The sequence below is a fragment of the Mesorhizobium loti genome, from assembly GCF_003148495.1.
GTDB lineage: Bacteria > Pseudomonadota > Alphaproteobacteria > Rhizobiales > Rhizobiaceae > Mesorhizobium > Mesorhizobium loti.
The window spans coordinates 1,116,474-1,139,760 of the sequence record NZ_QGGH01000001.1 but is presented as its reverse complement, the minus strand read 5'-3'; the positions used below and the strand labels follow the sequence as shown (position 1 = coordinate 1,139,760).

20 protein-coding genes, 1 tRNA gene and 2 pseudogenes are annotated in these 23,287 nt (G+C 60.2%); 16 read left to right on the top strand and 7 right to left on the bottom strand.

Features of this window, described 5'->3' with window-relative positions; all coding sequences use genetic code 11:
- The 6 genes and pseudogenes from C8D77_RS05750 to C8D77_RS05725 all read left to right on the top strand — a co-directional run.
- On the top strand, nt 1-741 hold the full coding sequence (locus C8D77_RS05750; protein WP_109660108.1) for an NAD(P)H-dependent oxidoreductase: 741 nt from the start codon (nt 1-3) through the stop codon (nt 739-741).
- On the top strand, nt 734-1,864 hold the full coding sequence (locus C8D77_RS05745) for a CaiB/BaiF CoA transferase family protein (protein ID WP_109660106.1): 1,131 nt from the start codon (nt 734-736) through the stop codon (nt 1,862-1,864). The genes C8D77_RS05750 and C8D77_RS05745 overlap by 8 nt, the downstream gene beginning before the upstream one ends.
- Before the next feature lie 10 nt (nt 1,865-1,874).
- Complete coding sequence (locus C8D77_RS05740; RefSeq protein ID WP_109660104.1) at nt 1,875-2,717, top strand: HTD2 family dehydratase; 843 nt, start codon at nt 1,875-1,877, stop codon at nt 2,715-2,717.
- Entirely contained in the window at nt 2,711-3,523 is an 813-nt protein-coding gene (locus C8D77_RS05735; protein ID WP_109660102.1) for an HpcH/HpaI aldolase/citrate lyase family protein, read from the top strand. The genes C8D77_RS05740 and C8D77_RS05735 overlap by 7 nt, the downstream gene beginning before the upstream one ends.
- A gap of 25 nt (nt 3,524-3,548) precedes the next feature.
- Entirely contained in the window at nt 3,549-4,925 is a 1,377-nt protein-coding gene (locus C8D77_RS05730) for an MmgE/PrpD family protein (RefSeq protein WP_109660100.1), read from the top strand.
- A 50-nt stretch (nt 4,926-4,975) separates the two neighbouring features.
- Nucleotides 4,976-5,224: pseudogene (locus tag C8D77_RS05725) on the top strand (nicotinate-nucleotide diphosphorylase); the annotation flags it as partial.
- Between the two features lie 226 nt (nt 5,225-5,450).
- Here the strand turns inward: C8D77_RS05725 and C8D77_RS05720 are convergent.
- The 4 genes and pseudogenes from C8D77_RS05720 to C8D77_RS05705 form a co-directional block, all read right to left on the bottom strand.
- Nucleotides 5,451-5,707 (bottom strand): annotated as a pseudogene (locus C8D77_RS05720) (transketolase-like TK C-terminal-containing protein); the annotation flags it as partial.
- A gap of 137 nt (nt 5,708-5,844) precedes the next feature.
- Complete coding sequence (locus C8D77_RS05715) at nt 5,845-6,663, bottom strand: carbohydrate ABC transporter permease (protein ID WP_109660098.1); 819 nt, start codon at nt 6,661-6,663, stop codon at nt 5,845-5,847.
- On the bottom strand, nt 6,664-7,533 hold the full coding sequence (locus C8D77_RS05710) for a carbohydrate ABC transporter permease (RefSeq protein WP_245951645.1): 870 nt from the start codon (nt 7,531-7,533) through the stop codon (nt 6,664-6,666).
- Nucleotides 7,534-7,669: 136 nt separating this feature from the next.
- Nucleotides 7,670-8,920 (bottom strand): ABC transporter substrate-binding protein, encoded by a 1,251-nt coding sequence (locus tag C8D77_RS05705; protein WP_245951695.1) that lies wholly within the window; start codon nt 8,918-8,920, stop codon nt 7,670-7,672.
- Nucleotides 8,921-9,213: 293 nt separating this feature from the next.
- On the opposite strand from C8D77_RS05705, the gene C8D77_RS05700 reads away from it, so the two are divergent.
- The 4 genes from C8D77_RS05700 to C8D77_RS05685 are packed head-to-tail and all read left to right on the top strand — an operon-like array spanning nt 9,214 to nt 14,446.
- The gene (locus tag C8D77_RS05700; protein WP_109660092.1) at nt 9,214-10,374 is read left to right on the top strand and encodes an ROK family transcriptional regulator; all 1,161 of its coding nucleotides are present in this window, start codon (nt 9,214-9,216) and stop codon (nt 10,372-10,374) included.
- Between the two features lie 31 nt (nt 10,375-10,405).
- Nucleotides 10,406-11,893, top strand: coding sequence for a M81 family metallopeptidase (locus C8D77_RS05695; protein WP_109660089.1), 1,488 nt, complete (start codon nt 10,406-10,408; stop codon nt 11,891-11,893).
- A gap of 57 nt (nt 11,894-11,950) precedes the next feature.
- Complete coding sequence (locus tag C8D77_RS05690) at nt 11,951-13,318, top strand: M24 family metallopeptidase (RefSeq protein ID WP_109660087.1); 1,368 nt, start codon at nt 11,951-11,953, stop codon at nt 13,316-13,318.
- 27 nt (nt 13,319-13,345) lie between these two features.
- Nucleotides 13,346-14,446 carry an ABC transporter ATP-binding protein gene (locus tag C8D77_RS05685; RefSeq protein WP_109660085.1) on the top strand — a complete coding sequence of 367 codons (1,101 nt, stop codon included), beginning with the start codon at nt 13,346-13,348 and terminating at the stop codon, nt 14,444-14,446.
- 268 nt (nt 14,447-14,714) lie between these two features.
- On the opposite strand, the gene C8D77_RS05680 is transcribed toward C8D77_RS05685, so the two are convergent.
- Nucleotides 14,715-15,605: a LysR family transcriptional regulator gene (locus C8D77_RS05680; RefSeq protein WP_109660083.1), complete on the bottom strand. Its 891-nt coding sequence runs from the start codon at nt 15,603-15,605 to the stop codon at nt 14,715-14,717.
- Nucleotides 15,606-15,697: 92 nt separating this feature from the next.
- Here C8D77_RS05680 and C8D77_RS05675 point away from each other — a divergent pair, with 92 nt between their 5' ends.
- From C8D77_RS05675 to C8D77_RS05655, 5 genes are all read left to right on the top strand, one after another.
- Nucleotides 15,698-17,029, top strand: a complete 1,332-nt coding sequence (locus C8D77_RS05675; RefSeq protein WP_109660081.1) for an aspartate aminotransferase family protein — start codon at nt 15,698-15,700, stop codon at nt 17,027-17,029.
- A gap of 105 nt (nt 17,030-17,134) precedes the next feature.
- Complete coding sequence (locus C8D77_RS05670; RefSeq protein ID WP_109660079.1) at nt 17,135-18,283, top strand: ABC transporter substrate-binding protein; 1,149 nt, start codon at nt 17,135-17,137, stop codon at nt 18,281-18,283.
- A 92-nt stretch (nt 18,284-18,375) separates the two neighbouring features.
- A complete protein-coding gene (locus C8D77_RS05665; RefSeq protein WP_109660077.1) occupies nt 18,376-19,467 on the top strand; it encodes an ABC transporter ATP-binding protein in 1,092 nt (363 codons plus the stop codon).
- 3 nt (nt 19,468-19,470) lie between these two features.
- Nucleotides 19,471-20,340, top strand: a complete 870-nt coding sequence (locus C8D77_RS05660) for an ABC transporter permease (RefSeq protein WP_109661311.1) — start codon at nt 19,471-19,473, stop codon at nt 20,338-20,340.
- Nucleotides 20,340-21,149: an ABC transporter permease gene (locus C8D77_RS05655; RefSeq protein ID WP_245951644.1), complete on the top strand. Its 810-nt coding sequence runs from the start codon at nt 20,340-20,342 to the stop codon at nt 21,147-21,149. The genes C8D77_RS05660 and C8D77_RS05655 overlap by 1 nt, the downstream gene beginning before the upstream one ends.
- 574 nt (nt 21,150-21,723) lie before the next feature.
- Here C8D77_RS05655 and C8D77_RS05650 read toward each other — a convergent pair.
- Nucleotides 21,724-21,799, bottom strand: a tRNA-Ile gene (locus C8D77_RS05650).
- Between the two features lie 134 nt (nt 21,800-21,933).
- Between C8D77_RS05650 and C8D77_RS05645 the strand changes: the two genes are divergently transcribed.
- The gene (locus C8D77_RS05645; RefSeq protein ID WP_109660075.1) at nt 21,934-22,647 is read left to right on the top strand and encodes an SIMPL domain-containing protein; all 714 of its coding nucleotides are present in this window, start codon (nt 21,934-21,936) and stop codon (nt 22,645-22,647) included.
- A gap of 282 nt (nt 22,648-22,929) precedes the next feature.
- Here the strand turns inward: C8D77_RS05645 and C8D77_RS05640 are convergent, their stop codons facing one another.
- On the bottom strand, nt 22,930-23,286 hold the full coding sequence (locus C8D77_RS05640; RefSeq protein ID WP_109660073.1) for a hypothetical protein: 357 nt from the start codon (nt 23,284-23,286) through the stop codon (nt 22,930-22,932).
- Between the last annotated feature and the right edge of the window lies 1 nt (nt 23,287).

Here is a 23,287-nt window from a genome sequence, read left to right as displayed (position 1 = left end):
GTGAACGTCCTCATTGTCTATGCACACCCGGAAGCAAAATCCTTCAACGGCGCCATGAAGGATCTGGCTGTGGAAACCTTGACCCGCGCAGGCCACGATGTGGTCGTCAGCGACCTCTATGCGAAGGGCTTCAATCCTGTCGCAGGGCCGGGCGACATATCAGGCGAGCGCAACGATGCGGACTTCTTCAGCCTGCCGCGCGAGCAGACCGTAGCCTACGAGGCCGACGCACTGTCGGCCGACATCAGCGCCGAGATCGAGAAACTGAAGCGGGCGGACTTCGTGCTGTTCCAGTTCCCGGTCTGGTGGTTCGGAATGCCCGCAATGCTCAAGGGCTGGGCCGATCGTGTCTTCGCGCGCGGTTTCGCCTATCTGCCGGGCCGCAAATACGACACCGGTATGTTCAGGGGAAAGTTCGCCATGGTGGCCGCCACCACGGGCACATCGGCCGACACCTACGCGCCCGACGGCATCGATGGCGACATCCTCACGGTGCTGTGGCCGATCCACAATGGTCTGCTGCGCTATTCCGGTTTCGACGTGCTGCCGCCCTTCGTCGCCTATATGCCGGGCCGTGTCGGCGACGATGGCCGCCAGGCCTATCTGGAAGCCTACCGCAAGCGGCTCGAGGACATTGACGGCACGCCGCATCTGTTCTTCCACGCCGCCGAGGATTACGGCAAGAACGAGCGGCTGAAGCCTGGTGTGCTCGCCCGCTCCGGGGTGCAGCGCAATGTCTGACGACGCCCGCCCGCTGGAGGGCCTGTTTGTCGTTTCCATCGAGCAGGCCGTCGCCGCTCCGCTGTGCACGGTCCGCCTCGCCGATGCCGGCGCACGCGTCGTGAAGATCGAGCGCCCGGAAGGCGAAACCGCGCGTCACTACGATTCCGCTGTTGAAGGCATGTCGGCTTACTTCGTCTGGCTCAACCGCGGCAAGGAAAGCGCGGTTCTCGACCTGAAGACCGAGCACGACCTGGCTCTGCTGCACCGGATGGTGGCGCGCGCGGATGTCCTGGTGCAGAATCTCGCGCCGGGCGCCATCGACAGGCTCGGCCTCTCCGCCGATGTGATTGCGGAAAAATTCCCTCGGCTGATTGCCATCAACATCGTCGGCTACGGGCAGGACACGCCCTACGCGGCCATGCGCGCCTACGACATGCTGGTGCAGGCCGAAAGCGGCATCTGCGCGGTGACCGGCACACCGGACACGCCGAGCAAGGTCGGGGTTTCCGCCGCCGACATCGCCACCGGCATGAACGCCCATGCGGCGATCCTCGAAGCCTTGCTGGCGCGCGAAAAGACCGGGCGCGGTCGCATTGTCGAAATTGCCATGTTCGACGCCATGGCCGACTGGATGGCCGTGCCGCTGCTGCACTACGAATATGCGGGCCGCGAGACGCAGAGATATGGCCTGGCGCACGCTTCGATCTACCCCTATCGACCCTATGCCTGTCGGGACGGCAGCGTGGTCGTGTCCATCCAGCAGAACAATGAATGGAAGCGCTTCTGCAGCGTCGTGCTGCAAAGACAGGACCTGTTCGCCGACGAACGCTTCGCCACCAATGCCTGGCGGGTAGCCAACCGCACGGCGCTCGACGCCGAGATCGAACCGATCTTCGCGGCAATCGACTGCGAAGAGGCCATAGACCGTCTCAACGAGGCACAGATCGCCTGGGGTCGGGTGAGCGCAATGCGCGACCTGCCTCACCACAAGGCGTTGCGCAGGACAGAGGTGGCGCTGCCGGACGGCAGGCGCATCGCCGTGCCGGTGCCGCCAGGGCGGGCGGAGGGATTCGCAACGGTCCCCAGCGTTCCCGCCCTTGGCGCCGACACAGACCGGATCCGGTCCGAATTCGCCGCCTGACGAGGACCTCATGAGCCTGGACACAAGCACGCTGCAGGAATGGGTTGGACGCACATACGAGGTCGAGGATGTTGTGACCCCGCGCCTGCTGGCCAGCTTTGGCGCCACGCTTGGCGACTACGCAGCGCAAACTGCGGAGGGCGCGGCCACGCCGGGACTGCACTGGTGCCTGACGCCCGATATTGCCGATAGGCGCGAACTCGGACCTGACGGGCACCCGGCCAAAGGCAGCTTCCTGCCGCCGGTGCTGCTTCCACGCCGCATGTGGGCTGCCAGCGATGTGCGTTTCATGGCTCCGATCCGCTCTGGCGATCGCATCCGCCGCCGCTCGACATTGACCGCTATCGAGGAGAAGCAGGGCCGCACCGGCCCGCTCACCTTCGTCACGGTCCGGCACGACATTGCCAACGACGCCGGCCCGGTGATCGAGGAGGACCAGACCATCGTCTATCGCGGTGCCGAAGCCAATGCTGCGCCCTCTGCCCCGCCAGCAAATCCAAACCCGACCGCACCGCACGAGCTTTCGGTCGACGTCGATCCGGTGCTGCTTTTTCGGTATTCGGCGCTGACCTTCAACGGGCACCGCATCCACTATGACGCGCCCTACGCCACGACGGTCGAGCATTATCCCGGGCTCGTCATCCATGGTCCGCTGCAGGCGACACTGCTCGTGAACTTCGCCACCGCTATTGTAGGCGCCGCGCCGCGCCGCTTCTCGTTCCGCGGCGTGCGTCCGGCGAGCGGCCCACAGCGCCTGCTTCTGAGTGCAACATCCCCAGGCCAAGACGGCATGGCTCTCGAGGTACGGTCGGCCGACGGCCATGTGACGGTCAAGGCCACGGCGCAATGGTGAGCTTCGTCACGCCTGTCGTGCCGCTTTTCGTACCCGGCTCGCGGCCGGAGCGGTTTGCCAAGGCCGACAGCAGCGGCGCGGACGCGGTCATTCTCGACCTCGAGGATGCCGTCGCCCCTGGCGACAAGGACCGCGCTCGCGAAGCAATTGTCGCTCATGCAGCCGCGCTGAAATCCGCGGTCGTGGTCCGCATCAACGCCGTTGGCACACCTTGGCACGAAGCGGACATCGATGCCGTGCGGCGCCTCGACGGCGCCTCCGTCATGCTGCCCAAGGCCGAACGCCCGGAAGACATTGCTGATATGACCAGGCACATGGCACGCAGCGTTTCCGTCATCGCGCTGGTCGAGAGCGCCGTAGGCCTCGCCAACCTGCCGGACATATTGGCCACGCCCGGCGTCGTTGCCGTTGCCTTCGGCTCGGTCGACTTCTCGCTCGATCTCGGTTGCGCGCATGATCGGCTGATCCTGCTTGCGGCGCGCAACGAAATCGTCTGGCGTTCGCGCGCGGCTGGCCGGGCCGCGCCGATCGACGGCGTGACGACCGACCTGAGCAGTCCCGAAATCACCGAAGATGACGCACGCCATGCCATGAAGATGGGTTTCGGCGGCAAGATGGCTGTTCACCCGAGGCAGATCGAGCCGATTCGCAATGGCTTTCGCCCGCGCGAAAATGAAATCACATGGGCACGCGACATCATTGGTGCAGCCTCATCAGGCGAAGCCAGCCAGGTCAACGGCGAGATGGTGGATCGGCCGGTGATCGAACGTGCAAGGCAGGTGCTGCGCCGGGCCGCTTTGGTCTAAAGGGCATGCAGAGGAGGGGCAACAGATGAGCACGGACACCGCCGACTGGCCGACCGCCAGGCTCTGCGCCTTCATTGCCGCACTCGACTTCGAACAAATTCCGCCCCGCGTCGTTCATTTCGCGCAAGGACTGATGATCGACTGGCTCGGCTCGGCGCTGGCCGGCAAGGGCGCGCACCAGGTCGAGATGATTGATGGCTTTGCGCGCGCGATGGGGCCGGCGGACGGCCCAAGCACCATCATCCCGACGCGGCGGCGCACCAGCCCCTATTTTGCGGCGATGGTCAACGCCGCGGCCTCCCATGTCGTGGAACAGGACGACGTTCACAACGGCTCGGTCTTTCATCCGGCGGCAGTGATCTTTCCGGCCGTCCTGGCGGTTGCCGAGGCCGAGAACAAGTCCGGCCGCGACATCCTGACGGCCTGCATAGCCGGTTACGAGACGGGTATTCGTGTTGGCGAGTTCCTCGGACGCTCGCACTACGAGATATTCCACACCACCGGCACGGCTGGCTCTGTCGCCGCGGCCGCAGCGGTCGGCAAGTTGATCGGGCTGGACGCAGCCGGCCTCAACCATGCGCTCGGCTCCGCCGGCACCCAGGCGGCGGGGCTCTGGGAATTCCTGCGTGGTGCCGCCGATTCCAAGCAGCTTCATACGGCGCGAGCGGCCGCCAACGGCCTGTTTTCTGCCTATCTGGCGCGCGATGGCTTCAAGGGGGCCGCGCAGATCCTCGAAGGGAAAAAGGGCATGGCGGCCGGCATGTCCAGCGACGCCGATCCGGCCCGCCTGACGGACGGCCTCGGCAGCCGTTGGGCAACCGAGGAGACGTCCTTCAAATGGCACGCCGCCTGCCGGCACACCCATCCGGCCGCTGATGCGCTGCAGCTTCTCATGCTCCGCGAGGGGCTCGGTCCGGACGACATCACTGACGTGGTGACCCATGTCCACCAGGGAGCCATCGATGTCCTGGGCGCGGTGGTCATTCCGCAAACCGTCCATCAGGCGAAGTTCTCCATGGGTACGGTGTTGGGGCTCATCGCCGTCCATGGCGTCGCCGACCTCGACGCGTTCGAACGCCACGCACTTGCCGACACCCGCATCGCCCGCTTCCGCGCGAAGGTGCGGATGGAACGCGACGCCGAGGTCGACACCCTTTATCCCAAGCAATGGGTCGGCAAGGTGAGCGTCACGACTGTTGACGGCCGCAAACTCGATGCCCGCGTCGACGAGCCCAAGGGCGACCCCGGCAACACGCTTGCGAAACAGGAACTGGAAGCCAAGGCCATACGCCTTGCCGAATTTCGAGGCGGCGCTACCGCTGACGAGATCCGCCTCTGCATGGCCCGCATCTGGAGGCTCGATCAGCCCGGAAGCACGGCGGATATATTTGCAGAGCCGTAGTCCGTTATAGCGCCGAACGATCGAGCTCGCTCAAACCATCCCATTCATACACGATTGAGCAGCTCGAACTGGCACTCGCGGCCGGAGCCGACGCGGTTTTGTTGGACAACATGTCGGTCGAGCAGCTGACCCAGGCCGTGGCGATGGTTGGCGGACGGGCGATTACCGAGGCATCGGGCCGCGTGACCGCGCAGAAGGCCCCTGCAATTGCCGCGACCGGCGTCGACCTGATTTCGATTGGCTGGATCACACACGGTGCGCCGATCCTCGATATCGGGCTGGATTGGGAAAGGTCTTGATCTGTCTGTGTCACAATATGTAGCACTTTAACATGTAGCAGGACGCAGTTTGCCGTAATGGAACTTCCACCGATGTCGCCGAGCGCCCGTCGAGACATTGATGCACGGATGCGCTTGCGATAGAAACGGATCATCCGCCATCTGCACCAACCATCTTCCCGATCCTCAGTTCGCCTGGCACCACTCCGCAGGCATGGTTCTGGGACATTGCGGGCCTGCCTCGGCCTTATCTCGCAGGGGGCAGTTTGCTCCGCGCGACAGCGACGATCGCTTCGGCGGTTATGCCGAAATGCCGGAACAGATCCTTGCCGGGCCGGATGCGCCAAAGGACTGCATGCCGACGAAATCGCCATCCCGCCCAATGAAGCAATCCCAGCCCTGGCGAATGGCGGCCTCGACAGCGATCTTGACCGGCGTATTGCCGATGACGGACGCGCGATAGGCAGCCGGCTGTTCGGCGAACAGCTCGAAGCGGGGCTTGGAATAATGCGTTGACGCGCGCTTGTCGACGACGTCGAGCTGGCGCCACCTCATCGTAAGGAGACGTCGTTGACTCAACCAAGCATGCGTCAGACTAAAACTGGTGATCACTATTTCAGATCTGATGGATCTGGATCCGATTATTTCCCGGCTCCCCCAAGCAAACCGCGCACGAAGGCTTTTTGGAAGAGCAGGTAGGCGAGCATCACCGGCAGAAGCGAGATAAGCGTGGCGGCCATCAGCGGACCGTATTCAACCTGCAGGCTGCTGGCGAAACCGGCTATCGTCACCGTGACAGGTCTGGCCTCGTCGCTCGTTGTCAAGGTAATGGCAAAGAGAAGGTCGTTCCAGATGGCGCGACTCTGGATGATCGCGAGAGCGGCGAGACCTGATCCCGACGCCGGAAGAAGAAGCCGCCAGAAGTAGGCTGCCGGGCTGCAGCCGTCGATGAGTGCCGCCTCATACATCGACCTGGGTACCGACGCGAAGAAATTCCGCATGAAGAAGGTGCAGAAGGGAACGCTGTAGGCGGTGTGGACCAGCCACATGCCGGGAATAGTGTCGTAAAGACCAATCGCCCTGATCAGAAAAAACAGAGGGATTTGGACGATCTGGAAGGGAACGAGCATGCCCGTCAGCAGGAAGAGATAGACCACCCGTCCGCCAGCTCCGCGCATGTAGGCAAGCGGATAGCCGGAAATCGCCCCCACCAGCAGCGACAGGATCACGGATGGCACCGTAATCGCAATCGAGTTCAGGAAGCTTCGCCCCATCCGCTCGTAGGCGATGGCGTAATTCTGGAAGAAGAGTTCGTTCGGCAACGCGATCACTCGCGTTATTTCGGACGGCGATTTGAGCGACGTCAGGAACGCAACGACCAGGGGGGCGGCAAAGATCGCCGCCGCCGCCACCAGGATCGAAAACGGTAGAGCCGTGCGCTTGGCGGTTGCAGTGTTCATCTATTCCGCCTCGCTGTCCTGGACACGTTTTGCCAGCTGGTAGATGTAGGGCATGATGATGACCCCGGCGATCACCAGAAGGTAGACCGAAATCGCGCTGGCGCGGCCCATCTCGAATCTACCGAAGGCGGTGTCGTACATCTGCGTGGCCAGGACCTCGGAGGCATATGCGGGGCCGCCATTGGTCATCGCCCAGACAATATCGAACAGGCGCATCGCGTCGACCGCGGCCATACCGAGGACGACGATCGTGGAGGGCCATAGAAGCGGGAAGCTGACTTTCCAGAAGACCTGCCAGGGCGTCGCCCCCTCGATCCTCGCGGCCTCTATGTACTCGACCGGAATATTGCGAAGGCCCGCGAAGAACACCAGGAAGGCGAAACCCGTCGTCCACCACATCATCGAGCCCATGAGCGCGAAGTTGACGATCGAGGGGTCCCCCAGCCAGTTCTGAGCCAGGCCACCCAACCCGACCGACCGCATGACTGTCGTCAGCAGGCCATTGGTCGGCTCATACATCCAGCGCCAGATCGCGGCCACGGCCACGGCCGGGATCGTGAAGGGCAGGAAGAAGATGACCCGGAACACCGATTCTCCCTTCATGCCCCTGTCGAGCAAAGCCGCCAGGAGCAGGCCGAGGCTCGTTGGCCCAAGCAGGAGGAAGACGAGCCAGGAAATGTTGTTCAAAAGAGCGTGGAAGAAGCGCGATTGGTGAAGCAGCACGACGTAGTTCTGCAGCCCGACATACTTCGGAGAGGGTGAGAAACCATCCCAGCTGTGAAGCGACAGATTGAATGTGGAAACGATGGGATAGACATAGAAAACAGCAAAAAGGGTTACAGGAAGCGACAGAAAGACTGCGTGGGTCACCCCTTCGGTCTGAAACTTCCGGCGCATAAGTTGGAAGTTCGGCATGTCGGATTGTTCTCTCGGCGAGCGGAATCAACAAATCGTATCGTCAGCGTCCCTGGATGTCGGGCCGACATGTATCGGCCCGACCACGGTATCACCACTTCAGATAAGATCCCTCCGTCAAAGCTTCCTGCCGCAAGCCCTCAAGCGTCGTTATCATCTCGTTTTCGTTTGCATCGGAGGGGTCGATCGCGAATTTCTCCATTTGGACGCCCAATTCCGTGCCGACCTTGGTGGGCAGCAGGAAAAACAGGTTCGGCAGCACAGCGTTGGCCTTTGATGCATCCGCCAGTTCCTTCGCGAATTTGGCACCCACGGCATCGTAGATCGACGGATCAACCGTCACATTTGGTGCGAGTGAACCTTTCGGAATGGCAAATGCCGCCTGACCTTCCGCCGACGCCGCGGAGATGACGAATTTTTCAGCGGTTTCAAGCGTATCGGCCGGTCCTTCCGGAACCGCAAAGGCATCCATCTGGAAAATCGCCTTGCCCTCTGTCCCTGGCGCTGGAAACACATCGAACTTCTCAACGGGTGCGAAACCCGCCTGCTTGAAATAGGCCGCCGCCCAGGCGCCCATCATGAACATTCCGGTATTGCCGTTGACGACATCGTCGGCCGTTTGAGTCCAGGTCTTGCCGCTCCAGTTCTTGGCGTAGCACTTCACCATGGTGCTGCGGTAGAGGTCGAGGGCCTTGCGGAAATCCGGACTATCGAAGCCGAGTTCGCCGCTCGCGATCTTGTAGTAGCCCTCGGTGCCCACAGTGGAGACGAGGGGCGCGTAGAAGTTATACAGGCTCCAGAACGGCCCCCCCGCATTGCCCAAAGGCTCCACGCCCGCCGCGCGCAGCTTGTCGCATGCGGCCACCAGGCCTTCGTAGTCCTTGGGAGGCTGAAGCCCTGCTTTTTCGAAGATGGCCTTGTTGTAGAAGATGTTGTTGATCAGCGACAGGTCATAGGGAATGCCATAGGGCTTGCCGCCGATCTTGACGACCCGCTGAACGCCCTCCGGGAAAATCTCGTCGCCCTTGATTTTTGCCCAGGTCTCCGAGAGATCATGGAGTTTGCCGCTGTCGACGAACGTCTTCAGCTCCGATGCCATCGAGCTCTGATAGGCGGCGGGCGGCGTGTTTCCCATGAACGCGGTCTGCAATTGACGACGCATTTCAACGGCGTTGCCCGGAATCACCTTGCCGACGATCTGGTTGTTGGGATTCTGCTTGTTGGCGAAAGCGATCAGGGCTTCGATACCGGCCTTTTCAGATCCCGCCGCATAATAGTGCCAAAGCTCCTTGGGACCGTCGGCCCTGGCCGCTGATGCGCTCGCGAGCACCCCGAGCGCCATGCCGACCCATTTCAAGTTACTCATTGTTCTACCCTCTGTTCAGCCGAGCGTTTTGCCGTCGGCATATATTCTGTAAACAAGAAAAACCTACCTCCAAAAAACGATGCGCGTCAACAGATCGCGTTCAAAATATCCCAGTGGGCGAGCCATACGATGAAGACAATTCACGCAACAGATTGATATATAACGATATTAATACGAAAAATGAAATTCACAGGTGTTCGTCGATTGACAACCCATACGGCCTCCTCGTATGAATTATTCTCAAAACAAGAAAAATATCGGAGCAAGGCTTGAGCAAGTCGTACATCAGGCATTTCAATGCCAATGCGATCTTTCACAGGATACGCATCGAGCCTAACGTTTCGCAGCGCGACATCGTCGCCAAGACGGGCATCGACAAGTCTGTCGTCTCCTCCATTGTCAATCAATTCAGTGAGTTGGGACTGGTTGAACGCAACCCTGTGGCGACCAGCAACAAACCTGGTCGCCCTATGGAAGGCCTCACCATCTCTCCCGAAAGCGGTCTGATCGTTGGCGTTCAGATCGAGGCTGACACAATCGGCTATGTCGCCGCCGCACTCGACGGAATCCCTGTGTGCTCCAAGGTCCAGGCTTTCGATGGAAAGCTCGACGAAGTCGCCGATGTCGTCGCTCGGGGGGTGAAGGAAATAGTCAGTGAATGCGGTCGCGACAGCGAGACGCTCGGAGTCGGCATTTCACTTCCAGGCCTCCTCACGGACGAGGGCGTACTGCTTCACGCTCCCGTCCTTGGATGGCGCGGCGTCCCTGTGGTGGATATGTTCTCCTCTGCACTGGATGCTCCCGTTTTTGCGGGCAATGACGGCAAGGCCGCCGCGATGGCGGAATACATGTTCGGTGAATGCGTCGACGTCAGAGATTTTATTTATCTGTTCTCGGGCTCTGGCGTCGGCGGCGCTCTATTCCTCGACGGCGACATCTATCGCGGTTCGACGGGACTGGCGGGAGAACTGGGACATATCAAGGTGGTCCCGCAAGGCCGCTATTGTTCCTGCGGCGCCTCGGGTTGCCTTTCAGCCTACCTTTGCGAGCCTGCGCTGGCAGAGGAGATCGGCAGGCTGACCGGCAATCTGCCATCCTCCTTCAAAGAGATCATTGAGCGCGCCAACGCGAATGATGAGGTCGTTGTCGGTGTGCTCGACAATGCTGGCGCAGTCCTCGGTTCTGCGATTTCCAGTCTCGTGAACATCTTCAATCCGCCATTGGTTTGCCTTGGCGGCGATATGGCGAGCGCAGAACCTTACCTTCGGCCAGCGGTCGAACGCGCCCTGCAGCGACTGGCGCATCCTTCGATGTCGGTCCAGACCAAGGTCATTTTCTCGCAGTTGTCGACGGTCAGCCCGTTTCTCGGTGGTGTCGCACTCGCGCTGGACGGTGTCACGGGTCTCGATTCTCCGCACGTCCTTCCATGAACTCAATCCAAGTCCGTCCGAAAGTCAGAGAATGCGCATAGCTATCGTCGGCCTCTCCATTGAAATCATGCTCGCCTCTCCGGTTCCAACCACGCAGGACGCGATACAACACTACACCGGCAGGGACTTGTCCGAAGGCGATGTCTGGATGGTCCGGGGCATGCTAGCGCGCATGGCGCAGGATAGCGACGTCGAGGCGGTCCCGTTGTACTGGGCCACTGCGCTGCCCGGCGGGCCGCTGGAACTGTCGGCATATCAAGACGTCAAGGAAAAGACGCTCGCGCTGATCAGCGAACGCGGGCCGTTCGACGGGATGCTCGTTGCCAATCATGGCGCGTTGGAGGTCCAGGGTTTGGACATCGACGCAGACACCGATTTCATTCAGGCCATCAGGAATGTCCTTGGGCCTGATGTGCCGATCGGCGTGTCGCTCGATCTCCATGGCGACATGACTCCGGAACTTCTCGAGGCGTCCACGGTCATCAGCGTTCTGCGCACCGCGCCGCATCGTGACGACAGGCAGACGGGGTACCGAGCCGCCGACCAGCTTATCCGGGTCATTCGAACCGGCATTACGCCCAAGAAATCCGTCGTGAGCCTACCAATTCTCGTCCCCGGGGAGACGGCGGTCACAACCCTGGAGCCCGCGAAAAGCCTCTACGGCTCCTTGCCCGAATACGACAGCGTGCCAGGCATGATGGAGGCGAACATCCTTGTCGGATTCGCGTGGAACGACAGGCCCTGGACCGCCGTATCGGCGATTGCAGTAAGCGACGGCGACGCCGAGCTGGCGCGCGTGCAGGCCACACGGTTGGCGCAAGCCATATGGGCGAAGCGCGCAGAATTCAATCTCAAGATGGAGACCGCCGAGGTTCGGCAGGGACTGAGACTCGCGGTCGAATGCCCGCAGCGCCCCGTGTTCGTATCCGATTCGGGAGACAACACCACGGCCGGTGCGGCCGGAGATCTGACCCTTGTCTTGCAGGCAGCGCTCGACGACGAACAGGTCCGCGATGTCGTTGTCGCCGGCATTACAGCTCCCGAGACTGTCCGTAAACTCGTCCAGGCCGGTGTCGGCTCGACGGTGGAAATCGAATTGGGGGCCGAGCATCTTTCCCGTCCGAAGACGGCGCGCCGCGTCAGCGTGCTCGTGGAGGCATGCGGAGAAGAGTTGGTGCTGCCGGGATTTCAGCCATACCGATCCAAGGAGGGCGCGTGGGCCAAGGTGCGAAGCGGCAACGTGATTGCAACATTCCACGCCAATGCCATCGGCATAACCACGCCGCACCATTTCGTTGCAATGGACATCAGTCCAACCGAGCACAAGGCATATGTCGTCAAGCTTGGGTATCTCCATCCTCAGCTCGAAGATGTCTCGGCTCGCCATATCCTGCTGCTGAGCGACGGCACCTCGCAATTGGACATGACGCAGTTGCAATGGAACCTGTTGCCTCGTCCGACCTACCCTCTCGACAAAGATTTCGAATGGGACGCGCAGGCCCGGATGTACGGCGATTGATCTCCCTCGCAGCCAATTTCAACAGCTCTCGCGCCGGCACAAACAAAAGGATGCCAAATGACCATTTCCCTCACATCCGTTCGGTTGCCGGACTTCGGCATCCTCGGCGAAAGGCCGCACGTTCCCGCTGAGATATATGATGCTCGTGTCCGCGCCGCCTATGACAAAGCGGGGTGCGACTGGCTGGCCGTTTATGCCGATCGGGAGCATTTCGGCAACATCGCTTTCCTGACGGGTTTCGAGCCGCGCTTCGAAGAAGCCTTCCTTCTTCTTGGGCCGAACAACAAGCGTGTACTGCTCACCGGCAACGAGTCCGAAAGCTACGCTCCACTCGCGCGCTTGTCGGGATTGACGGTGCTTTTGAGCCAGACCCTGAGCCTCATGGCGCAGGATCGCTCTCGTTTCCCTCGCTTTTCCGACCGTCTTGGCGACGCTGGAATCAAGGCAGGCGACACCATAGGGCTGGTGGGCTGGAAGTATCTCGAGCCATTTGAGGACGAAGCTTCCGAAACAGCCTATTTCGTCCCCGCGGTCTACGTACAGGCGTTTCAGCGAGCGGTCGGCCCTTCCGGCAGGCTGCGGGATGCGACCCATATCCTGATGCACCCGGAAAACGGCGTCGCCGTCACCGTCGATGCTGATCAGATCGCGGCGTTCGAATGGGCTGCAACACGCAGCTCACTGGCGACGTGGAGGATCGTTTCCGGGGTCCAGGAGGGTGACAGCGAGTTCGATGCCGTCTCGCGCATGGGATATGCTGGAGACCCGCTGAACGTCCATACCATGTTCGCGTCGGCCAGCAAGGGTGAAACCGTGATTGGCCTGCGAAGCGCAACGGGCCGCAAGCTCAAGCGTGGCGACGGTGTTACGACCGCAATCGGACATTGGGGCGGTCTTTCCTCCCGAGCGGGCCTTTTCGATGTCGCCAACGACGAGTTTCTCGCTATCGCCAAGGGTTATTTTCAAGGCCTGATTTCCTGGTACGAGACGGCCGCGATCGGCGTCGAGGGCGGCACTCTTCATGAAACGGTAGTATCGACGCTCGCAAAATCGAAGCTCGGGCCGGCTCTCAATCCGGGGCATCTTGGCGGCTACGAGGAGTGGACACATAGCCCGGTTCGGCCTGGCTCGAACGACCGCATCCGCTCGGGCATGCATTTCCAGGTCGACGTGATCCCGACGCCGATCGCAGTCGGCTGGGCGTTGAACTGCGAGGACGCCGTGGTGTTTGCCGACGCACCGCTGAGATCCCAAATCGAGGTCAAGCATCCGTCGACGTTCAAGCGCATCGCCGCGCGCCGCGATTTCATGAAGAACGTGATTGGCGTGGAACTACGGGCGGACATCCTGCCGCTTTCCTCGACACCGCTCTATTTCGCGCCGTTCTGGCTCAAGAGCGATAACATCCTCGTCCGCGATCGATAACCGCCAAGACCCAACACCGGAGGGCTTATGGCCGCCATCGAGCTGAACAAAGTCGTCAAGGCCTATGGGGACGTTCAAACCGTCCACGGAATCGACCTCAGCATCAAGGATCACGAGTTCGTGGTGCTGGTCGGCCCTTCCGGATGTGGAAAATCCACCACACTGCGCATGATCGCCGGACTCGAGACCATCACGGGTGGAGAGATAAAAATCGGCGAGCGACGGGTTAACGACCTCCTGCCGGGAGAACGTGACATCGCCATGGTTTTCCAGAATTATGCGCTTTACCCGCATCTTTCGGTTGAGGACAACATCACGTTCGGGCTGCGTTTGAAGAAGACGCCACGTGGTGAAATCCAAACGAGACTGATCGAGACCGCCCGGATCCTGGACATCGGCCACCTGCTTAAACGCAAACCAAGGCAACTCTCTGGCGGACAGCGCCAACGCGTTGCAATGGGGCGCGCCATGATCAGAAATCCGGCGGTATTCCTGTTCGACGAGCCGCTCTCGAACTTGGATGCCAAGCTCCGCGTCCAGATGCGCGCGGAGATAAAACAGATCCACGAGGCGGTGCCGACCACAACGGTCTATGTCACCCATGACCAGATCGAGGCGATGACGCTTGCCGACAGGGTGGTCGTCATGAATGCCGGCAAGATAGAGCAGATCGCGCCGCCTCAGGAACTATACTTGAAACCGGCGACCAAGTTCGTAGCCGGGTTCATCGGGTCGCCTGGCATGAATTTCGTCAGCGCAGCGTTAGAACGACATGGAGAACAACTGATTGGCGTCCTGTCCGATGGCTCGCGTCTCGAACTGCCTGGAGGCATTTCCAGATTCGCCGACGCGGTGGGGCGGACAGTCGACCTCGGCATCCGGCCCGAACATTTATCCCTCAGTCCAAACGGAGGCCAAATATCGACCCGGATCGAAGCCGTTGCAGAGCTTGTCGAGCCTCTTGGAATGGATACCCTGGTACACTTCATCATCGCCGGCACGAAGGCCGTTGCGCGCGTGTCGCCTGATGCCTCGCTAAGACGTGGAACCCGGCTTACCCTATGCGTCGATCCCAAAAGCATTTACGTCTTCGACCGCGAAAACGGGAGCGCTCTGCATGGCGACTAAGGACATATGTCCTGAACGACGCGATATGGATGCACTGTGCAGGGTTGTTGACTTCATCATACCCGCGGATGATTTCCCCTCCGCTGGCGAAGCGGGGGTTGCCTACCAATGATCACGGCGTGTTGAAGCGTCTGCGGCCAGGGTGCGTGACGGCAGGCTGGAATTCTCGGGGGAGTGCCTGCAACTCCGCAATCCTCATGCCTCGATCGAGGTGCTGTTAGGCGGAGGACATGGACAGCAGAAACATGGCGCGCCGCTATCTCCCAACTTAGCCATCGTGGCCTTGGGAAACCCGGTTTACCACCGAAATGAAATCTGCGACCAGCTTGTTCGGCGTGCCTCGATAACCGATGGCGATGACGCATTCCCGCATGTCACGAATCGGCCTGAAGACCACGCCTGGCCGAGCGTAGTATTGCGCGGTGCTGTCGGCGGTGATGCTTATGCCGCGACCGGATGCGACCGCCTGAAGCTCGGATTCGACGGTGGCAGCCTCGAACACAACTTTCGCCGGCCTGTCGACGCGGTAGTCATTTGCTAACCAGTAGTCGCGCCATACGCCCGGCACCGGCGCGGCAATGATCGGCTCGTCGAGTATATCGTCGAGCACAACCGTTTCCTGCCGACTAAGGCGGTGTCCCGTAGGGAGACATGCGACACATTTCTCGCGTGCGATTTCGACAAGGTCGATGTCGTCCAGGTCGATCGGCGGCCGAATGATACCACAATCGACCTTGCCGTCTCTCAGGCCGGCGCTCGGATCCGAGAAATCAAACTCTTGCAGGTGGAGGGAGGCACCCGGACGAATTCGCTCAAACTCACGAACGATTGCTGGGATAAACTGCACGGCGGTACCGATCATGTACCCAACGCGCAATTCGTTCTTGAGCGCGAGTTGCAGCGACCGTGCCTCACCGTACAGGGCTTCGAGCGATTGGCTAATCGCCCGCGCCCTAGCCAACAGCTTTTCGCCCGACGGCGTCAGACTGACACTTCGGGTGGTGCGCTCAAACACCGGAAAGCCCAGGGTCTGTTCCAATTGGATGATCGTCTGCGACAGGGCTGGTTGAGAGACATTCAGCTTCTCGGCAGCCCGCGCGAAGCTTTTCTCATTCGCGACGGCGATGAAGGAATGAATATGGCGAACTTGGATATTCATAAGCGTCACGAATTAATCGTTCAGCTATTCGTCCTTGTTGTCAAGCGGTCCACGCCGATAATCAGCCACATCCCAATAGGTTGAGGTGAGCCATGAATATCAGCCAGACAGACACGTCTCATTCTAGAAACATTCTGGAACAGGGTAAGCAGTCGCTGATCCACGATCCATTGGGGGGCGACGAAGCAAAGATTACGCTGGTGCGCGCCAAAGGCTCGTATGTCTGGGACGACCAAGGCCGCCAATATCTCGACTGCACCTCCCAGGCGTGGTCGAACAATCTCGGCGCCAATGATCCACGTGTGGTGGAAGCGGCGATCGCCCAGTTGCGCGAAATCACCCACGCCCGGCCGAACTTCAACACGATCCCACTGCTCAAGCTCACCGCCAAGCTGCGCGAGATCTCGCCCGGCGACCTGAATCGCATCGGCTACTGCCTGCACGGCAGCCTGGCCGTCGAAATGGCCATGAAGCTTGCGTTCAAGAACAAGCCTGGTCGCCACAATATCATCGTGCTGCAGGACGCCTATCATGGCCGTTCGCTGACCACGATGGCGGCCAGCTGGCCGCATCCAAACAACCCTTTCCTGCCGATCCAGCCGCGCTTTACCCGTGTGCCGCATCCCGATCCCTATCGTCCGCGGCTGGGTATGGATGTCGAGATGGAATCAAAGCTCTGTCTGCGACTGCTGGAAGAGACGATCCACAAGGGCGTCGATGGTGGTGTCGTCGCCATCATGATGGAGCCAATTCCCGGCAATGGCGGCCACATCGATCTGCCGCTGTCGTTCCTGAGAGGCGTGCGCGACATTTGCGACCGGAACGACATCATCCTGATCTGGGACGAGATCCAGAGTTGCTTCGGCCGCACGGGTGCAATGTTCGCGGCCGACTATTTCGGCATCGTTCCCGACATCATGACCTTCGGCAAGGGTATCAGCGGAGGTTTCCCGTTGGCCGGCATCTTGGCGAGCGAGCGGCTGACCGGTTTCGAGTCGGGCGAGGACGCGCTGACCTTCGGTCAGTTTCCGGTCGCGATGGCGGCGGCCGTCGCCACGATCGACGCGATCATCGCCGACGATCTGTGCGGCAAGGCACGCGACCACGGCGCCTTTGCAACACAGCGGCTCCACGAAATGGCGGATCGCCGCAAGCTGATTGGCGATATCCGCGGCCCTGGCCTGTTCGTCTCGCTCGAACTGGTCAAAGACCGGGTCAGCAAAGAGCCAGCCACAAAGGCCGCCTCGGAAGTATACCGGCGCGGTCTCGAGAAGGGCGTGCTCTTTGGCGAAAGCCGCTATGCCGGCCTCGGCAACCTGATCAAGGTGAAGCCGCCGCTGGACTGCACGCATGAAGACATGTCGCACGCACTCGACGTGCTCGACGATGTGCTCGGCTCGATCGAGGCCGATGGAATCGCTTAACCGTCAACACAAGCCGGAACGATCAGGAGGATCAGACCAGCCTCAACGTATACCACAGACCATGAAAATTAGTACGCAGATACTAACATCGAAAAGGGGATCACTATGCAGGAAAAAAAGATTAGCAGACGCTCCGTCCTAGCCGCCGGTGCAGGCGCTGCGCTATGCATGCCGTTCATCCGGCCCGCCTGGGCGCAGACACAGACGGTGCGGGCGCTGATGTGGGAGGCCTATGTACTTCCCGATGTCGTTTCGAAGTTCGAGGAAGAGAACAACGTCAAGTTTGTCGCCACTTTCTTCGACGGCAATTCCGAAGCCTATAACAAGCTGCGCGTCGGCGGTGCCAAGGAATTCGATTTGGTCCAGGCCGATGGCTTCTGGCCGCAGCTCTATTTTCGAGACGGACTGATCCGCAGTGTCGACTACGCTCACGTGCCGAGCGCGGCAAACTACCTTCCGGAATTCCATGCCGAGAAGTTCAAGGTGCTGACCGACCCGGCATCCGGCAGCAAGATCGGCTATCCGTTCTGCTGGGGCGCCTATGGGATCACGTACAACGCGGCAGTCGTCGCGCCGGAGAAGACGGGTACGATTGAATGCATGTTCGATCCCGCCCTGTCAGGCCAACTGTCCACTAGCGCGCGTTTCGAGGAAAACATCGCCCTGGCGGCATTGTTGGTGACGGACCGGTTGGGCTCGCGCGAAAAACCTCGCCCGGATGGAAAGCCTTTCAACCCATATGTCCTGACCGATGAGGAACTTGACGGTGTTAAGAAATTGCTGATCGAACAGAAGGCGCTGCTTCTGACCCGCTATCAGGACAACCCGACGTTGTTCCAGCTTTTGCAGAGTGGCGCCGTCGTGGCGGCGACCGAATTCGCGCAAGTATTCCGTCAGCTTCTGACGGCCAAAGACCGTAACCCGAAACAGGATTTCCGCCATACGCTTAAGATGAAGGAAGGGGGATTGGGCTGGGTCGACACTTGGCTTGTAACGTCCGGTGTCGAGGATGGCCCCAAGCTCGACCTGTGCAACAAATTCATCGACAGAATGATCTCATCTGAGATCATGAAGCGGATCGGCGAGGTGGCCGGCTGCTCGACCACAATCGATCTAAGAGGAATCTCGACCGAGGAAGAGCGTAAAGTCTATCTGATGGATCGGTCGAGCGAGATCGCGGATCTTTTCATGTTTGATCAGCCATCCTCTCCCGAGAAATGGGAACGCGTGTGGTCGAACGTGCAGGCAGCCTAATCGTCCGTCATTCTCCCAAGCAATGACGCTACCCTCCGGCAGGGCGTTGCCCCGTCGGAGGGACCACGGCCCTCAATGTCAGGTGATCCAACATGAATCAGAGCCAAAACGGCGCCGAGGCCCCCTACATCCGGATTGCCAATATTTCGCGTCAATACGGCCAGGTCCGCGCGCTGCACGATCTCAGCATCGATATCGACAAACACGAGTTCATCGCCATTCTTGGCCCCAGCGGCTCGGGCAAGAGCACGCTGCTCAGGCTGATTGCGGGACTTGACCGGCCCACCGCAGGACGCATTTTTTTTGACGGCGTCGACGTCACAGACCTGCCGCCGCACAAACGCGGCATCGGGATGGTGTTTCAGGAATTCCTGTTGTTTCCGCACCGCACCGTTCGCGAAAATTTGGCCTTCCCACTGCGGATGACCAACCAGCCGCCGCAGATGATCCTCGAGCGCCTGGACTGGGCCGAGGCAATATTGTCGCTTAACGGGCTGATGGACAGGTACCCAAATCAACTTTCCGGCGGCCAGCAGCAGCGCGTCGCGCTCGGCCGTGGATTGGTCACCCACCCCACCCTCTTGCTGCTCGATGAGCCGCTCGCCAATCTCGACCGTGAATTGCGCAACGAAATGGAAGTGGAAATCCGCCGCTATCAAAAGCAACTCGGAATCCCTTTCGTCTATGTGACCCACAATCAGGAGGAAGCGCTGTCAATGAGCGATCGCGTCGCCGTGATCAACGGTGGCAAGCTCGAAGCCCTCGGTGAACGACAGTTGATCTACGACCATCCGCCGACGCCTTTCGTCGCGCGCTTCGTTGGCAAGTCGACACGCTTTGATGGGGCGTTCGATGCAGCCTCCAAGAAGGTCGATCTGCAGCGTTATAACTATTCTTTCCCTTATGAGGAGGTTGCCGAGCGCAAGGGCAACGCCCGCGTCGAGGTCTTCGTCAAGAACGAGCGCTTCGAACTGCTGCCATCAAGATCAGGGAGTGCCGGCATTCCCTGCACTGTCGCCGACGTGGTGCTGAGAGGACCCTTCGTGGAATACATCCTCGAAACCGAGGCCGACGAGCGCATTATCGCGGTGCAGCCCAAGAGAGAGGAACCTCTGGCACTCGGAACCAAGCTTTCGTTGTCGTGGAACCCCTCACAGTGCCACGTATTTCCGGCAGGGAGGTGAATGATGTCCGAGGCCGAAAATAGGCTTAACAGGCGCCTGTTCCTGCACATACCAACCGTCTTCCTGGTCATCTTCTTCGTCTTGCCTTTGATCGCACTGGTCGTTTTGAGCTTCTGGCAAACCGAGAACTACAAAATCGTCCGAGAATGGACGGCGATGAACTATGTGACGCTCGCGACCGAGCCAGCTTATTTCATTTTCTTCATACGTTCGCTGTTCATGGCGATCTTCGTTTCAGTATTCTCGGTCGTCGTCTCCTGGCCGATCGCCTTCTTCATCGTGCGTCACGGGGGTCGCTACAAGCTGATCCTTTCGCTGTTGCTTGCCGTGCCGTTCCTCTCTGGCGAAGTGCTGCGCCTTATCGCCTTGCAGGGCATGCTGGGGCCGACTGGCTTGGTCAACGGGGTGCTTCTGAAGCTAGGGGCCGCACCGCTGCGTTTTATCATGTATTCGAATTCGGCCACCTTCATCGCATTGGTCTATCTCTACCTGCCTATGGTGGTAACGACAGTGTATTTGTCGCTCTTGAATTTCGACTTTCGGCTGGCGAGCGCGGCGAGCGCCTGTGGTGCTAACCGTTTCCGGATATTTTCAGAGATCGTCTGGCCACTCAATCTGTCGGGTACAATCGTCGGGTTCCTCCTCTGCTTCATCCCGACGCTGTCGGCCGCGCTGGCGCCTCGCTTTCTCGGCGGTCCTAATGGCGTTCTTTACGGCATGTCGATCGCGCAGCAGTTTGGTGAGTCCGGCACATGGGCGCTCGGCGCCGCCATGGGTGTCGTGCTCTTCTTGTTTTCGATGCTGGTGCTCGGTGTCTTCAGCCTCGGAATCGACCTGCGCCGCACAGGTTTCACCGGAATGGGACGACAGTGATGTATGCACAGGCAAGCAATGAAAGGCTGACGAAATGGCTGATGGGCGCGATCCTGGTGATAGCCTATGCGTTCCTCTACATGCCGATCATCCACATCCTGTTCGCCTCGCTGTCGAGTCGGCCGAATTTTCCCTATCCTCCGGAGTTCGACTATGGGAGCTACATCAGGCTCTACACCAATACTGTATACCAGGACGCATTCCTGAACAGCTTGATCATCGCGACCTGTACATCGATCCTCTCGACAGTCCTAGGCTTCCTGGCAACGGTAGGGGTGTTGCGGTTCGGCGGGCGTAAAGCCCTCCTCTACGCGGCCTTCTTTGCGGGACCATTGTTCGTATCCGAGATACTGCTCGGCATCTCGTCCATGTCGCTCTACTATCTGGTCTTCGAACTGCAGGGCAACATGGTCACCGCCATAATCGCCAATTCGGTGCATTGCTTCTCGTTCTGTTTCCTGATCATGGCAGCCCTGCTCTACCGCTATGATTGGCGCATGAACGAGGCAGCTGTGGTCTGTGGCGCTTCGCCGGCACGCGCCTTCTACGAGGTGATGCTACCGCTGACTTGGTCGGGCATATTGGGCAGCCTGATCGTAGCCTTCGTGCTGTCGCTCAATGGCCTAGACATCTCGTTCTATTTGCTCGGCGCAACCCCTACTATGCCATCGGTCGCCTGGGGCGCACTGCGCTACGGCGTCAAGCCCGAACTCTACGCGCTTTCGTCGATCATCAACATTCTGGTGTTTGCCGCGATCACGGTGCTCTATTTTGTCGCCCGTTCGGACAAGAAACGGCCGATGGAATGACATGTCCTGCTTGTGGCGCCTTTGGTGGGCCGCATTTCCGGTGAGGCCATGTTTTGCACGTCTGAATTTCACACACGAGGACATTAGAGATCGCGGCAGATATGTGGGCGCTCTATGCCTTGCTTCGCCTCCGCTGTGAGGGACTCCAAGGGAGTGCGTCGCAAGTCTTACCTCCACAAAGCTTTGGACTACGTTCGCTTTGTCGAAGCGTCCATCCGTTCGAGGCGGGGCAACCGTAGCCTCTGGACCAACTGTAACACCATATTTCCAGTAAGCGGTGTCCGGCTCACGCCTTGACCAAGATGCTTTATCAATGTCGAGGACTGCAGCCATGACAGCGACGGCAACTATGCGCCATTTGCGGTCATTGGCTGTCTGCGCTTTCTAAGGATACGGTCCCACCCTTCGACATGATTGCCTCGGTCGACGCTAACAGCCTGTAGGCATGTCGTGCACCTGGTCCCAAAGATGCCGCTTCCCGCCAAGGAGCGGTTGGCGACGGAAGGGGGTTCGAGTCCACGTTGTGGGCATCTTAGAAAAAATAAAATAAAGTCAAATAGTTATAGGTTAATTCTGGTGGGCCCGGAGGGACTCGAACCCCCAACCAAGCGGTTATGAGCCGCCGGCTCTAACCATTGAGCTACAGGCCCCACGCGGGCTGGATTAATGTTTTTCCCGTCGCGGCACAAGGCTTTCCCGACAGGCTTTCGGAGATCGCCCAAATCAACCCATAATCGCGCTCTAGGCGACCTCTGCGACTTGATCGCAGACCAAGGAGATTTTCATGACCAGACACCTTTTGCCTCTCGCGCTCGCCGCTGCAATCGCTTTTCCGGCGATGGCTGGAGCCACCGATTTGCCGACGCCGCCCCGCATTATCGTGTCAGGCGAAGGCGAAGCAACCGTAGCCCCTGATCTAGCGGTCCTGACGCTGAGCGTCATGCGCGAGGCCAAGACCGCGCGCGCGGCGCTCGACGCCAACAATGACGCCATGGCCGCCGTGATCGCAGCGATGAAGTCGGCCGGCATCAAAGACCGCGACCTGCAGACCGCCGGCATCCAGATCAACCCGCGCTACAACTACACCAACAAGCCGGACGGCAGCCAGGAAGCCGAACTCGTCGCCTATCAGGTGACCAACACGCTTTCGGTGCGGGTGCGCGATGTCGACAAGACCGGCGAAATCCTCGACAAGGCGGTGTCGCTCGGCGTCAACCAGGGCGGCGGCATCGCCTTCACCAATGACAACCCGGCGGCCACGGTCACCGAGGCGCGCAAGAAGGCGGTCGCCAACGCCATGGCCAAGGCCAAGACGCTGGCCGAGGCCGCAGGCGTCAGCCTCGGCCGTGTGCTTGAGATCACTGATCAGAACATCGCGCCGACGCCAATGCCGATCAACGCCAAGGCTTTCGACGCCGCGGCGGGTGCTGCGGCTCCGGTGCAGGCCGGCGAGAATTCCTACAATGTGCAGGTCACCGTCACCTTCGAACTGAAATAAGCAGCTCTGACGATCCGTGGCTGAGCCTTGCCCAGCCACGGATGCAATCACCAGTCGATAGCGAGCATGAAAAACCCCGCGGGATTGCTCCCGCGGGGTTTTTTCGAGCCACACCCTTCAACTGGAAAGGGGCTCGGCTAGTCCCGGCTGATCCTCGCAGAGGATCATGCCGCGTCGACCTTCGCAGAAGGTCCTGTCTCCAGGCTGAGGCTCGCAGAGGTCGTGTCTTCTGACCGGCCCTCACCCTCAGCCTCAGCCTCAGCCTCAGCCTCAGCCTCAGCCTCAGCGATAGATAACCGGGCAACCGCGCTCGTTGGCGAACACGATCACGACGCGGTCGCCGTCCTGGCGGCCCATCACCTTGACCGTGCGGCGGTTGACGTCGACGATGCGGGCACGATAGAGGCCCATGCGTTCGGCCTTGTCGAGGGCGCGGTCCGGCGAACAGCCACGGCGCCAGCCGTCGCGACGCTCGTCACGGCGATGGCGATAGCCATCATCGCCGGCATAGACGCCGAAGCGCGGGTCGTTGTTGTTGCCGAAGCCGAGATAGAGGCTGTCGGCGTGAGCGGGGATAGCCGTCAGCGTGCCGAGACCGACCAGGGCCGAAAGGGCTGCCGTCTTGATCGTGTTGAACATC

Excerpts from the sequence above, each read along its gene's own strand:
- C8D77_RS05645 (WP_109660075.1), top strand. The coding sequence starts at position 21,934 with ATGACCAGACACCTTTTGCCTCTCGCGCTCGCCGCTGCAATCGCTTTT.
- C8D77_RS05695 (WP_109660089.1), top strand. The coding sequence starts at position 10,406 with ATGCGCATAGCTATCGTCGGCCTCTCCATTGAAATCATGCTCGCCTCT.
- C8D77_RS05660 (WP_109661311.1), top strand. The coding sequence starts at position 19,471 with ATGTCCGAGGCCGAAAATAGGCTTAACAGGCGCCTGTTCCTGCACATA.
- C8D77_RS05730 (WP_109660100.1), top strand. The coding sequence starts at position 3,549 with ATGAGCACGGACACCGCCGACTGGCCGACCGCCAGGCTCTGCGCCTTC.
- C8D77_RS05675 (WP_109660081.1), top strand. The coding sequence starts at position 15,698 with ATGAATATCAGCCAGACAGACACGTCTCATTCTAGAAACATTCTGGAA.
- C8D77_RS05705 (WP_245951695.1), bottom strand. The coding sequence starts at position 8,920 with ATGGCGCTCGGGGTGCTCGCGAGCGCATCAGCGGCCAGGGCCGACGGT.
- C8D77_RS05665 (WP_109660077.1), top strand. The coding sequence starts at position 18,376 with ATGAATCAGAGCCAAAACGGCGCCGAGGCCCCCTACATCCGGATTGCC.
- C8D77_RS05690 (WP_109660087.1), top strand. The coding sequence starts at position 11,951 with ATGACCATTTCCCTCACATCCGTTCGGTTGCCGGACTTCGGCATCCTC.
- C8D77_RS05740 (WP_109660104.1), top strand. The coding sequence starts at position 1,875 with ATGAGCCTGGACACAAGCACGCTGCAGGAATGGGTTGGACGCACATAC.
- C8D77_RS05685 (WP_109660085.1), top strand. The coding sequence starts at position 13,346 with ATGGCCGCCATCGAGCTGAACAAAGTCGTCAAGGCCTATGGGGACGTT.
- C8D77_RS05640 (WP_109660073.1), bottom strand. The coding sequence starts at position 23,286 with ATGTTCAACACGATCAAGACGGCAGCCCTTTCGGCCCTGGTCGGTCTC.
- C8D77_RS05680 (WP_109660083.1), bottom strand. The coding sequence starts at position 15,605 with ATGAATATCCAAGTTCGCCATATTCATTCCTTCATCGCCGTCGCGAAT.
- C8D77_RS05655 (WP_245951644.1), top strand. The coding sequence starts at position 20,340 with ATGTATGCACAGGCAAGCAATGAAAGGCTGACGAAATGGCTGATGGGC.
- C8D77_RS05745 (WP_109660106.1), top strand. The coding sequence starts at position 734 with ATGTCTGACGACGCCCGCCCGCTGGAGGGCCTGTTTGTCGTTTCCATC.
- C8D77_RS05670 (WP_109660079.1), top strand. The coding sequence starts at position 17,135 with ATGCAGGAAAAAAAGATTAGCAGACGCTCCGTCCTAGCCGCCGGTGCA.
- C8D77_RS05715 (WP_109660098.1), bottom strand. The coding sequence starts at position 6,663 with ATGAACACTGCAACCGCCAAGCGCACGGCTCTACCGTTTTCGATCCTG.
- C8D77_RS05735 (WP_109660102.1), top strand. The coding sequence starts at position 2,711 with ATGGTGAGCTTCGTCACGCCTGTCGTGCCGCTTTTCGTACCCGGCTCG.